At 73.8% G+C, this 12,607-nt stretch carries 14 protein-coding genes and 1 pseudogene; 3 read left to right on the top strand and 12 right to left on the bottom strand.

All coding sequences use genetic code 11. The features are described from left to right. Window positions 1-431 precede the first annotated feature (431 nt). From PV341_RS38665 to PV341_RS38630, 8 genes are all read right to left on the bottom strand, one after another. Window positions 432-791, bottom strand: coding sequence for a hypothetical protein (locus PV341_RS38665; protein WP_500360252.1), 360 nt, complete (start codon window positions 789-791; stop codon window positions 432-434). Between the two features lie 7 nt (window positions 792-798). Further along, on the bottom strand, window positions 799-1,428 hold the full coding sequence (locus PV341_RS38660; protein WP_500332369.1) for a DUF1349 domain-containing protein: 630 nt from the start codon (window positions 1,426-1,428) through the stop codon (window positions 799-801). 130 nt (window positions 1,429-1,558) lie between these two features. Continuing rightward, window positions 1,559-2,788 (bottom strand): PP2C family protein-serine/threonine phosphatase, encoded by a 1,230-nt coding sequence (locus PV341_RS38655; RefSeq protein WP_500332370.1) that lies wholly within the window; start codon window positions 2,786-2,788, stop codon window positions 1,559-1,561. A gap of 9 nt (window positions 2,789-2,797) precedes the next feature. Continuing rightward, the gene (locus tag PV341_RS38650; RefSeq protein WP_500332371.1) at window positions 2,798-3,649 is read right to left on the bottom strand and encodes a PP2C family protein-serine/threonine phosphatase; all 852 of its coding nucleotides are present in this window, start codon (window positions 3,647-3,649) and stop codon (window positions 2,798-2,800) included. A 54-nt stretch (window positions 3,650-3,703) separates the two neighbouring features. Beyond that, a complete protein-coding gene (locus tag PV341_RS38645) occupies window positions 3,704-4,270 on the bottom strand; it encodes an NADPH-dependent FMN reductase (protein WP_500332372.1) in 567 nt (188 codons plus the stop codon). 152 nt (window positions 4,271-4,422) lie between these two features. Then, a complete protein-coding gene (locus PV341_RS38640; RefSeq protein WP_499509268.1) occupies window positions 4,423-4,881 on the bottom strand; it encodes an ATP-binding protein in 459 nt (152 codons plus the stop codon). A 104-nt stretch (window positions 4,882-4,985) separates the two neighbouring features. Further along, entirely contained in the window at window positions 4,986-5,417 is a 432-nt protein-coding gene (locus tag PV341_RS38635; protein ID WP_500332378.1) for a response regulator, read from the bottom strand. Beyond that, complete coding sequence (locus PV341_RS38630; RefSeq protein ID WP_500332373.1) at window positions 5,417-5,797, bottom strand: hypothetical protein; 381 nt, start codon at window positions 5,795-5,797, stop codon at window positions 5,417-5,419. Before PV341_RS38630 ends, PV341_RS38635 begins: the two co-directional genes overlap by 1 nt. A 114-nt stretch (window positions 5,798-5,911) precedes the next feature. On the opposite strand from PV341_RS38630, the gene PV341_RS38625 reads away from it, so the two are divergent. Then, a complete protein-coding gene (locus PV341_RS38625; RefSeq protein WP_500332374.1) occupies window positions 5,912-7,609 on the top strand; it encodes a sensor histidine kinase in 1,698 nt (565 codons plus the stop codon). After that, window positions 7,606-8,850, top strand: coding sequence for a PP2C family protein-serine/threonine phosphatase (locus PV341_RS38620; protein ID WP_500332375.1), 1,245 nt, complete (start codon window positions 7,606-7,608; stop codon window positions 8,848-8,850). The genes PV341_RS38625 and PV341_RS38620 overlap by 4 nt, the downstream gene beginning before the upstream one ends. Here the strand turns inward: PV341_RS38620 and PV341_RS38615 are convergent. From PV341_RS38615 to PV341_RS38605, 3 genes are all read right to left on the bottom strand, one after another. After that, window positions 8,815-9,783: a Ppx/GppA phosphatase family protein gene (locus tag PV341_RS38615; RefSeq protein WP_500332376.1), complete on the bottom strand. Its 969-nt coding sequence runs from the start codon at window positions 9,781-9,783 to the stop codon at window positions 8,815-8,817. The two genes, PV341_RS38620 and PV341_RS38615, sit on opposite strands and share 36 nt — an antisense overlap. A gap of 295 nt (window positions 9,784-10,078) precedes the next feature. Then, window positions 10,079-11,518 carry an amidohydrolase gene (locus PV341_RS38610; RefSeq protein WP_500360251.1) on the bottom strand — a complete coding sequence of 480 codons (1,440 nt, stop codon included), beginning with the start codon at window positions 11,516-11,518 and terminating at the stop codon, window positions 10,079-10,081. Next, window positions 11,494-11,835, bottom strand: a complete 342-nt coding sequence (locus PV341_RS38605; protein WP_500332377.1) for a hypothetical protein — start codon at window positions 11,833-11,835, stop codon at window positions 11,494-11,496. Before PV341_RS38605 ends, PV341_RS38610 begins: the two co-directional genes overlap by 25 nt. 462 nt (window positions 11,836-12,297) lie before the next feature. Here PV341_RS38605 and PV341_RS38600 point away from each other — a divergent pair, with 462 nt between their 5' ends. Then, on the top strand, window positions 12,298-12,501 hold the full coding sequence (locus PV341_RS38600) for a cold-shock protein (RefSeq protein ID WP_018557881.1): 204 nt from the start codon (window positions 12,298-12,300) through the stop codon (window positions 12,499-12,501). A gap of 34 nt (window positions 12,502-12,535) precedes the next feature. Here PV341_RS38600 and PV341_RS38595 read toward each other — a convergent pair. Further along, a pseudogene (locus PV341_RS38595) lies at window positions 12,536-12,607 on the bottom strand (cold shock domain protein CspD); the annotation flags it as partial.

Raw genomic sequence — 12,607 nt, 5'->3', positions numbered from 1 at the left:
GCCGTGGCCGCCGCCGCCGCCGTGGCCACCGCCACCGCCACCGCCACCGCCGTGTTCGGCGTAGCTGACTGCTGAGGCTGGTGAGCTCGTCGGTGCCGCGACGGCCGCTGAGGCCGCACCCCCAAGGGCGAGCGCGAGGCCTGCCATTGCGGCGAGGGGCCACTTGGAAATACGCATGAGAACTCTCCTAGCCCGGTCGGTTCCTGGGCGTGGACGAGGTTCAAAGGCCGCTGCGCCGGACGGTAAGAGCGGCGCCCCACCGATCTGCGGGTTGTGAGGTCCCGCAGTCAAGTAGGTGATGTTCGAAATGTTGCCTTTGCCACTATTTGTCCACGCTCCCCACGCTGCGACTGTCAGGTCGTGACGTCAAGGAGCGAGCCTGGTAGTGCCACTACCAGGCTCAGGGGGAGGGGGTGCCGAGGGCGGGGACGTCAGTCGCTCGGCGAGTCGTCGTCGAAGGGCTCGTCACTCCACCGGAACCAGGCCCGGTCGTCCTCAATGTGGAGCAGGAACTCGGCCACGGGCCCCGAGGGCGAGCGCAGCGACACCGCACGCCGGACCTCGTCGTAGGCCGCCTCCCACGCGGCCCAGGGCTCGTCCTCCTCGGCCGGCGCGGTCATCGCCGTCTCCATCAGGGCGAGCTCGCGCGCGAACAGCGGCCGGACCCGGTCGAACGCCGCTGCGGGCTCGAACCGCCCCGACAACCACGGGAAGTCGGCCTCCTCGACCGTGATGTCCCCGACGGGTTCCCCGTCGCTCAGCACCCGCCAGATCCCGCCCACGAACCCCATCGTGTGCTCACCGGCCCTCAGTGGCCTCGGCGCCCGCCTGCTGCGGCTCCTCGTGCAGCGCCGAGTCGGCCGCGCCCCGGGTGAAGCCCGTGAAGGCCACGCGCAGCCCCGCGCGTTCGGGCGAGCAGCAGAAGGGCCCCGCGGTGGCGGCGGCGTCCGGGGACAGCGGCGCCAGCCGGACCAGCCGCCAGGGACCGTCGTCGCGGCGGGCACGGATCGTGAGGGCGTCACCGGAACGGCTGGCGCGCACGGTCACCGCGTGCCCGGCCCAGTCGGGCACCGGCGCGAGCGACCAGTCGGACACCCCGCGGGTGACCACCGCGCCGAGGTGCGGCACGCCGTCGGACATCTCGATCCCGGCCTTGACCCAGTTCTCGGCGTCGACGCGGATCATGAGCCCCGCCTGGTCGTACAGCGTGTCGAAGTCCGCGCGGAAGGTCACCTCCATCGACGTGTCCCCCGGGAAGGCGGTGAGCAGGGCGTGCCCGTCGTCGCGCACGAAGCCGTAACCGGTGGTGCGCCAGAAGTCGCTGCGGTCACGGGTGGTGACGAGCATCCCGGAAACGTCCGCCGTGGCCTCCTGCGGGGTGTTGAGCCACGTGGCCTCGTCCCAGTCGATCGGGCGCTGCTCGTTCATGGACCGTCCTTCCGGTCGGGCGGGCCTCTGGGCAGGGTGCGTCGGGGCCGCCGGTCGCGCGGGCGGCCCCAGCGTAGATCAGCGCTCCGACAGCGGGACACGGCCGGGGGTGACGGGGCGCGAGGGCGGGTCATTCCCGCTCGGGGCCGAAGGGCGGCACCTTCGTGGCGGGACCGGGTTCCGGGCCGCCCGACAGGGCCGAGGGCCGGTCGACCGCCCGTGGCTCGTACGACAGGCCGAGACCCAGCGGCTCCCTCCGTACGGTGATCAACGCCGCGTCGTCGCCGAGTCGGCCCCCGCAGTACAGGAGGAGGTCCTCGCGTACGTGCCGCACCAGGTCCTCCGGGGTCTGTTGACCCGGCCACGACGCGATGCGCTCGGCGAGGGGGTAGAAACGGCCGGAGGCGTCACGGGCCTCGGTGACCCCGTCGGTGTACAGCAGCAGCATGTCGCCGGGTGCGAAGGGGAAGGTGTCCACGCCCGGGTGCGAGGGCTGCAGCAGCCCCAGGCCGATGGGCGGCGCGGGCTGCGTCGGGTCGAGGGGCGCGAGGCCGTCGGCGGCCAGCCGGTACGGGGACGGGTGGCCGCAGTTGAGGATGCGGACTTCCGGACGGTCGTCGGGGAAGTCGACGAGGATCGCGGTGATGAACGACTCGACCGCCGTGTCCTCCTCCAGGCCGTCGGCGCAGCCCTGCGCCGCCTTCCAGGACACCGTCGCCTCCAGGTGCGCGTACATCGCGGGCAGCGGCGGGGCCCGGTAGGCGACGCTGCGGAACGCCCCGAGCAGCAGTGAGGCGTCGCCGATCGCCGGCAGGCCCTTGCCGCGGACGTCCCCGATGAGCAGCCGGGTGCCGCCGGGCGTGCGCACCGCCGCGTACAGGTCGCCGCCGATCCGGGCCTGGTCCTCGGCGGCCTGGTAGTCGAAGGCGATCCGCAGCGGGCCGATGCGCTCCGGCAGGGGCTGCAGGACGACCTGCTGCGCGGCCTCCGCCACCGAGCGCACCTGTTGCAGCTCGGCCTGGTGCCGTTCGCGCAGCCGGCAGAAGAGCACGGTGAGGGCCGAGACGAGGACGAGCGCGATGATCTCGCTCTGCCGGTACGACGTGGTGATGGTGCCGTCGGCCACCGACACCACGGTGAGCGACGCCACCGCCAGGGCCCCGATGAGGGCGGTGAGCCGGAGCCCGCCGAACGACGCGGTCAGTGCCGGTGCCACCACCAGGAGCGGTCCCAGGTGCCCCTCCGTGGGGATCACCAGGTCGCTGATGACGATCGCCACGATCAGCAGCACCGGGACCGCGATCAGGGCAGGGGTCCGCTCGGCTGACCAGTACGTGCCTGCGCGTGGTGCAAAACGCATATCTCTTGCTTACACCCCTCCCGTCGCCCCCGCCCGTGGCGGGACCTCGGCGGGAACGGGGAGGAGCAGCGCCGTCACGTTGTCGTGCCCGCCGGCGTCGAGCGCGTACCCGACCAACGAGCGCGCGCCGTCCAGAAGCCCGCCGCCGGGGGAGCCGGGTGCGGGAGCCAGCCGGGCCCGCAGCGCCTCCGCGCCGGGGAGGTACCGCCACAGCCCGTCGGTGCACAGCAGGAGACGGCCGGGCACCGCCGGCCGGCTGCTGCGCACCCGCGGTACGGGCTCGCCGTTCCCGGCGCCCAGCCAGCCGGTCAGGACGTCGAGTTCGCCGGTGTCGTCCTCGGTCAGCGCGATGGCCAGGCCCTCGTCCGGCAGCCAGTACGCACGGCTGTCACCGATCCACGCACACCACAGGCCGTCCGGACCGGCGACGCCCGCGACGAAGGTGCAGGCCGGTGCCTCGTCCGGTGCCACGGCGAGTGCCGCGACCGCGCGTCCCGCGCGCCCGGTGGCGTCCTCGAGCGCGACCTCCGGTACGGTCCCCGCCCGCAACGCCGAGGCCAGCGCATCCGAGGCGACCTCGGCCGCGAGCAGGGCCGCCCGCTCGGACCGGGGTGACATGGACACCCCGTCGCACACCACCCCGATCGTCCATGCGCCGGCCGTGGTCACGGCCATCGCGTCGGCGTTCACCTCACGTCGCTTCCCCCGGTCGCTGACGCCCGCCGCGCCGCCCGCGGATACCTCCACCCGCGACCGGAACGCCGCCTGGGCGACACCGCAGTCCCAGCAGTAGCCGTCCGGGGCCACCGTCCCACCGCAGCGTTCGCACGTCGGCGTACCGCCCCCCTGTCGTCCGTCCATGACAGGACCCTACGAGGGGCCGTGCGCTACGGGAGGGGCGGGGCGGGACCGAGGTCAGGACGGCACCTGGCGCAGCGGCTCCAGCGCCTTGGTCCAGGCCAGGACCTCGTCGAGGACGACGCCGAGCTCGCCCGCGCGGCGCGGGCCGGGCTCGAAGCGGCTCATGTCGGCGAAGTCGCGGAAGAGGGAGAGCGCCACCTGGGCACGCACGGTGGCCACCCGCAGCTCGGCCATCACCAGCCGCAGGTGCTCCACCGCGCGGCTGCCGCCGACGCTGCCGTACGCGACGAACCCGGCCGCCTTGTTGTTCCACTCGGCGAAGAGGTAGTCGATGGCGTTCTTGAGCGCCCCCGGGATCGAGTGGTTGTACTCGGCCGTCACGAAGACGTAGCCGTCGAAGGAGCCGATCTTCTCCGCCCACGTGAAGGTGTGCGGCCGGCTGTACTGGCCCAGTGACGGCGGCAGCGGTTCGTCGAGCAGCGGGAGGTCGTAGTCGGCGACGTCCACCAGTTCGTACTCGGCGTCGCCGCGCAGCGTGGCCGTCTCGTACACCCACCGGGCGACGGCCTCGCCGAGGCGCCTGGGGCGTGTGCTGCCGAGGATGATGGCGATCCTGGTCATGGCGTTGCTCCTGGACGGTCCTGGTCCGGTGGCCGGGCGGGGCGCCGGAGACGGCGGACCGGCGCGTGAGGCACCTTCCATGCGCGCCCGCCGGTGAACCCGACGGGGCCGGCGGTTCACCCGATCGCCGTGACGGCGGGGCGTGCCGCGGCTCAGCGGGTCCGGGGCTCCAGGGAGATGCGGACCGTGATGCGCTTGCCCACCGGCTGCCGCTGCACGTCGTAGCCCTCGCACAGGGCCAGGATGATCTCCAGGCCGTGCTGGCCGATCCGTCCCGGCTCGGCGGCGCGGGCCAGAGGCAGGGTGCTGCTGGTGTCCCACACGGACACCAGCAGCGTCGCAGTGTCGACGTCCACCTCGAGGTCGAGCAGACCGGGGCCCGGAGCGTACTTGCAGGTGTTGGTGATCAGCTCGCTGACGACGAGCTGTGCGGTCTCGACCGTCTCCACCGGTACCGGGACGCCGTGCTCGCCCTGGACGCGGGCGAGGAACCCGCCGGTGAAGCGCCGCGCCGCGGAGATCGCCTCCGAGTCGCCCTCGTGCGCGAATCCGGCGTGGATGCACGGCCAGTCGGCCAGGTGGGCGGGGTGGCCGTCCAGCCTCGGTTCCATGGTGGTGCCTTTCGTACTGCTTCCCGGCCGGCCGCGCTCAGGCGCGGCCAGCCGTCCGTCTACCCCGTTTTCCGCGACTGACGCTCATCCGCTTCCGGTCGCGTTCACTGGCGGGGGAGCTTGGTGACGGTGTCCAGGTAGAAGGCGTCGATGCTGTGCACGGCGCGCTCGAAGTCGTCCAGGTTGACCGGCTTGGTGACGTACGCGTTGGCGTGCTGCCGGTAGGCGCCGGTCACGTCGTCGGGCGCCGCGGAGGTGGTGAGGACGACCACCGGGACCGCGCGCAGTTTCTCGTCGTTCTTGAGGATCGTGAGCAGCTCGTGGCCGTTCATCCGCGGCATGTTGAGGTCGAGGACGATCAGGTCGGGGAGCCGGTTGGCCGGGTCGCGCAGGTACTCCAGCGCCGCGAGGCCGTCCTCGACCTGGGTCAGGTTGCGGGCACCGCGCTCGGCGAGGGCGTCCCCGATCAGCATGGCGTCCGCGGGGTCGTCCTCGACCAGCAGCACATCGTGGGGGCGGGCGGGGGCGATCATCATCATTGGCTCCGGGTCCGGTCGGTGCGCCGCGGGGGACGGTGGGGGGTGTCGCTGGTCACCAGGCCGGGCCAGCGGCGGCGGGCGCCCTGGCGGCTGATGTTGCAGGCGCGGCCGATCTGGGGGTATCCGGCACCTGCGGCGGCCGCCTGCTCGGCCGCCTGGTTCTCCAGGTGCTCGACCGCCTGCTGGAGGAGGCTGAGCATGTACAGGTACGCCAGGGCGTCCCCGCGGGCTTCGGTACCGTCGTCGGTGGCCCCGGGGACGGCGAGCGGGCGCAGGGCACGACGGGCAAGGCTCCGGGCGAGGTCGTCGACCGCGCCGATCGCCAGGGCGGCGAGCTCGTCCTCCGGCAGGCGCGGAGCGAAGTGGGTGCCAGGCATGGCCCCCACCTTAGGACCTGCACAATCGCACGACAACAAGTGTTGTCGGTGGCCGATACAGTGGTTCCGTCCTCGGGCATCCGGCGGCGGCGAGCGAAGCGGAGGGCGCACAGCGTGGCAACGGGCGAGACGATCGTGCAGGCGGCCGGCAGGCCGGAGGCGGCGCGCGTGCCCGATGACGCCTCGGGCCCGGGACGGCTGTCGGCGTGGACCACCCGGCGGTGGCTCCGGGTGGGGGTGAGCCTCGCCCTCGCGGTGCTCGCCGCGCTCGGCGCGCTCGGCATCTGGGCGCTGGACCGCAGCTCGGCCCTGACCGACCAGCTGGTCGACGTGCGCTCCCCGGCCCTGGTCAACTCGGTCCGGCTGGAAGCGGCGCTGGTGAACCAGGAGACCGGTGTCCGCGGTTACGGGCTCAGCGGGCAGCGGGAGTTCCTCGACCCGTACACCCAGGGGCTGGCGGACGAGCGGACCGCCCTCGACCGGCTGCGTCCCCTCGTCCAGGGCGACGCGCGGGCCCGCGCCGACCTCGACGCCGTCGTGGACGCGGCCACCGCCTGGCAGGGGCTGATCGCACGGCCCGTCGCCTCCGCCTCGGCCACGCCGGGGGAGCCCGTGCCGCTCGCCACCGAGCGGGCAGACGAGGGCAGGGCCGCCTTCGACCGGGTCCGCGACGCCCTCGGCTCCCAGCAGGAGCACCTGCGGCAGGCCCGCATCACCGCCGGCACCCAGCTCGACGCCGCCGTGCGGCTGCGCAACGTGGTGTTCACCTCCATCGCCGCCGTCATCGTGCTGCTGGCCGTGCTCGTCTTCGAGGGCCTGCGCCGCGGCATCACCAGGCCCCTGGAGCTGCTGGGCACCGAGGTCCGGCACGTGACGCGGGGCCGCTTCGACCACCCCATCACCGTGAACGGCCCGGCCGACCTGCGCCGGCTCGGCGGGGACGTGGAGGGCATGCGGCGCCGGCTCGCGGAGGAGCTCTCCTTCGCCGAGCGGGCCCGGCAGCTCCTCGACGAGCAGTCCGCCGACCTCAAGCGCTCCAACGCCGAGCTGGAGCAGTTCGCCTACGTCGCCTCGCACGACCTGCAGGAGCCGCTGCGGAAGGTGTCGAGCTTCACCCAGCTCCTGCAGCGCCGCTACGGGGACCAGCTGGACGAGCGGGCCGACCAGTACATCGCGTTCGCCGTCGACGGCGCGAACCGCATGCAGACCCTCATCAACGACCTGCTGGCGTTCTCCCGGGTGGGCCGGGTCCACAACCAGCAGGGCACCGTGGACCTCGAGCGGATCGCCGGCGCGACGGAGGAGGCGCTGAGCGTCGCCCTGGAGGAGTCCGGCGCCGAGATCACCCGCGACTTGCTGCCCACCGTCGTCGGCGACACCACGCAACTGGGCATGCTCTGGCAGAACCTGATCTCCAACGCGGTGAAGTTCCGCCACCCCGACCGGGCACCGCGGATCCACGTCGCGGCCCGGCGCGACGGCGACCTGTGGCGGTTCTCCGTCACCGACAACGGCATCGGCATCGACCCCGAGTTCGCCGAGAAGGTCTTCGTGATCTTCCAGCGGCTGCACACCAAGGACGCCTATCCCGGCAACGGGATCGGGCTGGCCATGTGCAAGAAGATCGTCGAGTTCCACGGCGGCACCATCGGCATCGACCCGGAGTACGGCCCCGGTACCCGCATCGCCTTCACCCTCCCCGCACAGCGGCCCGACCCCGGGCAGGAGTCCGGAACCGCGTCCGGAACCGCGTCCGGAACCGCGTCCGCCGCCGCGGACGACGCCGGAGGCACGGGGGAGCCCCGACCGTGACGACACCCCCCACGCCGCTCAACCCTGTCGCGCACCACCGGATCCTGCTCGTCGAGGACGACGCCGGCGACGCCCTGCTGGTGACCGAGATGCTCGCCGACACCTCGCTGCGGTACACGCTCGTCTGGCACAAGACCCTGGCGGACGCCTGCTTCGAGCTGTCCGCGCGGGCCGCCGACTGCGTCCTGCTCGACCTGCACCTGCCCGACGCAGCGGGCCCCGGTGCCGTCGCCGAGATCCAGCGCGCCGACCCGAACACCGCCGTCATCGTGCTGACGGGCCTGGCCGAGGGGCAGGCCGGTTCCGAGGCCCTGGCCACCGGCGCCCAGGACTACCTCGTCAAGGGCAAGGTCGAACCGGAACTCCTGCAGCGCGCCGTGCGCTACGCCGTCCAGCGCAAGCAGGCCGAACGGGCCGGCGCCGACCTGCAGGCCGGAAGGCTGCGCGCACAGGAGAACGCCCGCCTCGAACGGGGCCTGCTGCCGCAGCCCCTGCTGGCCACCCCCGCCGTCACCGCCACCAGCCGCTACCTCCCCGGGCGGGAGAGCGCCCTGCTGGGCGGCGACTTCCTCGACGTGGTGCAGACCGACGACGGGCGCGTCCACGCCGTGATCGGCGACGTCAGCGGCCACGGCCCCGACGCCGCGGCACTCGGCGTCTGCCTGCGCATCGCCTGGCGCGCGCTGACCCTGGGCGGCCACCGCGGCCCGGAACTCCTGCGCCTGCTGGAGCGCATGCTGGTCGCGGAACGTTCGCACCCCGACCTGTTCACCACGTGCACCCTGCTCACCCTGGACTTCGCCGCGTCCAGGGCCACGGTGCACCTGGCCGGGCATCACGAGCCCCTGCTGACCACCGGCGGCGTCACGCGACCGGTCCAGGCGGCCCACGGCGTCGCCCTCGGCATCGCACCGGGTCTTGACCAGTGGCCCGCCACGGCCTTGGACCTGCCGGAGCGGGGGACCCTGACGCTCTACACCGACGGCCTCATCGAAGGCCATGCCGGCCCCGGCGGTGAGCGGCTCGGCGCGGAGGGGCTGCTGCGCCTGCTGGCCCGCACCTCCGTGACGGCGCCCGACGCGCACCTCGACGCGCTGATCGGGCAGGTCCGTGACCTGGACGGGGAACGCCACACGGACGACCTGGCGGTGCTGCGCCTGGACTGGGGCGCGGCGGGTGACGGCGCGGCCGTGCCCGCCGACGGTTCAGCCGGCGCGGCGGTGAACGGCCGGGGCCACTGACTCCAGGCGCTCCAGGAGCAGTCCCTCGCGCGTGGACCAGGGGCAGATCTCCACGCTGTCCACCCCGCACATCTCCATCAGGGTCTCGGCCACCAGCGCCCCCGCCAGCGACTGGCCCGCGCGGTGCCGTGAGATGCCCGGGAGCTTGGCGCGCCCCGCCGGGCCCTTCGCGGCCAGGACGGGCACGATCTGCCGCACCTGCTTCAGCGTCAGCCGGTCCGGGCCCTCGTCGGAGGTGCCGCGGGCGGCCGCGAGCCGCGCCAGCTGGGTGAACGTCTTGGAGGAGGCCAGCACCCGTCCGTCCCGCGGCGCCCGCGGCAGCGCGTCGCCCAGTTCGCCGACCGACGCGCGTAGACGGTCGCGGACCTCGTGCAGCCGCCGCTTGGAGGTGACGGCGTCCACCAGGTCCCAGCGGCGGTTGACGGCGCGGGCTCCGAGGGGGAGCGAGTGGACCGCGTGCGGCTGCTCTCCGGTGCCGGCCGCGATCTCCAGCGTCCCGCCCCCGATGTCCAGCACCAGCAGCGGCCCACCGTCCCGGCCCGCCCACTCGCGGGCGGCCACGTAGGCCAGCCGGGCCTCCTCCTCGCCCGACAGCACCCGCAGCCGCATGCCCGTGGTCCGTGCGACCTGCGCGATGACCTCGTCGCGGTTCGGCGCGTCCCGGATGACGGAGGTGGCGAAGGCGTACACCGAGGGCAGCGAATGCCCGCCGTCGGCCGCCAGGGTCCGCGCCACCGCGTGCTGGACGCTGCGCACCCCCGACCTGTCGAGCCGTCCCGCCGCGTCGAGCGTCTCGTGCAGCCGCAGCCGCACCTTGCGTGCCAGTACCGGTTCCAGCGGCGAGCCGGCCCGTCGTTCCACGATCGTGAGCAGGGCGCTGTGGCACCCGACGTCGAGCACTCCCGTTCTGCGTACCTTCCTCTGCGTCTTCAAGCCCTACCTCCACCCCTCATCGACACCGCACCCTCCTCATTCCCCGGATCGACGGCTGTGCCTCCCCGGAGACGGGCGGGCGCCGTCCTATTCAGGGCCCCGCGGGCGCGCAAGTCAAGATCCTTTGACGAGATCGTTGCGGAGAGCACCCGATCGGTCACGGCCGCGCCGGTACGGCTCCGGGGGCTGGAGCGGCGAATTCCGCGCAGGTGGCGGCTGGTTGCGCCGTCACGGCGCCGTCACCGCGTTCTCACCGCGTTCTCACCGCGTCCTCACCGCGTCCTCACCGTGCCGGCTACGCCAGCTGCGCCAGTGCGGCCGCCGTCAGCGCGGTCACGCCCGCGGGGACGGCGAGCCGGGGATCGGGACGGAACCCGGGGGAGTGGTTCGGCGGCAGGGCCGCCATCTTGGCCGCGGCGCCCGTACCCGGGGTCCGCGCCCACTGCTCCGGGCCGACGCACCCGAGCATCCAGTAGGCGGTGCGCACCCCGGTCGCGCCGTGCAGACCGGCGCCGGCCGGGCCGTACAGCGGGAAGTCCTCGGTGGCCGTGGACGCGGGCCAGACGGCGACGCGGGCGGCGCCGAGGGTCCGCTCGTGAGCGCCCCGCACGGCGGCCGCGGTGCCGGGGTCGGCAAGCGTGGGCTGCGACTGCGCGAGGACCCGGACGGAGGGTTCGCGCGGGCAGCCGGAGGCCGCGCACTCGGCGGCGACGATGCGGTGCACGGCCGCCGTCACACGCTCCAGCGCCTCGTCGCCGAACGCGCGCACCGAGACCTCCAGCGTGGCCGAGGCGGGCACCACGTTGCCCCGGGTGCCGGCGTGGAGCGAGCCCACCGTCAGCACCACCTGCTCGGCCGGACTGGTCTCCCGCGACACCACGGTCTGCAGCCTCAGCACGATCGCGGCCGCGGCGACCACGGGGTCCACCGCCAGGTGCGGGCTGGCCGCGTGGCCGCCCGAGCCGTGCACGACGACCTCGAGCAGCCGGCTGCCCGCCAGCACCGGTCCGTGCGCGTGGGCGACCATCCCGGCCGGCAGCGGCGCGGTGTGCTGGGCCAGGACGACGTCGGGGACCGGGAAGCGGGTGTACAAGCCGTCCTCCAGCATGGCGCGGGCCCCGTCGAGGGTCTCCTCCGCGGGCTGGCCGACCGTCACCAGCGTGCCCGACCAGTGATCGGTGGCGCCGGCGAGCAGCGCCGCCGTACCGCCGAGGCACGCCAGGTGCAGGTCGTGGCCGCACGCGTGCATGACGGGCACCGGGCGGCCCTCGCCGTCGAGGGCGACGGCCTCGCTGGCGTACGGCAGACCGGTGGCCTCCAGGACCGGCAGCGCGTCCAGTTCGGCGCGCAGCATGACCACCGGGCCCGGGCCGTTGCGGAGCAGCAGGTTGCCGAGCATCGCCGCGGGCGGACCGGAGATCCGCCCCTGCTCCGCCTGCTCGGGGTCGTCCAGGCGCACCGCGCTCCACAGGTCGGCGGCCGCGCCGGGCTCGCCGTTGGCGCCCAGGCGCAGCGCGGCACAGGACCAGCAACCCTGCGTTCCGGCCGTCATGACCGGGCCCACGACCGCCTGGTCGCCGAAGGCCCAGGCGGGCAGCAGGCGCACGCCCTCGGGTACCCCGGCCTCGAGCAGCCGCAGGGCGGTCCCGGGGGCCCCGGTGGTCAGGACCACGTCGTAGCCGGCGAGGTCGTCCCAGCCGTCGTCGCCCGTCACGTCCCACCGGACGACCTCCACGGGGCAGCCCGCGCCCTCCAGCTCCGCCGCCTCGCGCAGCGCCTCGGCGCCGGGAGCGCGAGCGCGGCGCAGCCGTTGCGGACCAGGCTCAGCGCGCACCACCGGGCCACCGGGTCGTCGCCCAGCACGGCGACGCGGGTGTCGCGGAAGCGCCGGAACCGGTTCCCGGCCTCCCCGGCGTAGTGGTCGATGTAGTCGACCTGCGCCGCGAAGCGCTCCGCCACCTCGGGAGCCAGTTCGTCGAGGCCGTCGCTGCCCGGGAGGACCTCGCGGGCGAAGCCCCTGGCGTACCGGGCGCCCACCAGCTCACCCACCATGCCCTGCTGCCGCTCGCCCAGGCCCGCGCAGATCTCCTCGACCCGGTTCGTCCCGTTCAGGTGGGGAACGACCAGCGTGGCGAACCGGTAGGCCGATCTGCCCCGCAGATTGAATCCACCGTGGCATCTACGCGTGTCGACCCGTTGCCGTGAAAAAGTCCGCCGGACTCCTCCGGCCGACTTCGGGCATTGCTCCACGAATGTGCGGAAGTCGGTGCGGAGCGGTGCGGGGAAACACGGCGCTTTCGCGCCTGCGCCCTAGCGCGGTCCGTCCGCCGGGTGGGGGCCCGGGATGCCCGCCGCGGGGCGGTCCGTTGCGGCAGGGGACGTACAGATGCGAGGACCCGGCGTAAAAACGCGCCGCGTCGGGTAAACAGGGCTCCGTGGCCGTCTCCGTCAGGAGGCGACTCCGGGTCACGCAGTCGGCGTGGCTCGGCGGCTGGCACGTGAAGGATGGACGCGGTGGCGACAGGCGTCGTGAAGTGGTTCAACTCGGAAAAGGGCTTCGGCTTCATCGCACAGGACGGAGGTGGCCCCGATGTGTTCGCGCACTACTCGAACATCGCCGGCAACGGCTACCGCGAACTGGTCGAGGGTGAGGCCGTGACGTTCGACGTCACCCAGGGACAGAAGGGACCGCAGGCGGAGAACATCATCCGCAACTGACGGTCCGCGACCGGGGTGGCCGGGTCGCGGACCGTCAGTTGCGGATGATGTTCTCCGCCTGCGGTCCCTTCTGTCCCTGGGTGACGTCGAACGTCACGGCCTCACC

The sequence above is a fragment of the Streptomyces sp. PA03-1a genome, assembly GCF_033792805.1.
Lineage (GTDB): Bacteria > Actinomycetota > Actinomycetes > Streptomycetales > Streptomycetaceae > Actinacidiphila.
The sequence above is the reverse complement of the archived record's forward strand: the minus strand, read 5'-3'. Positions and strand labels throughout refer to the sequence as shown.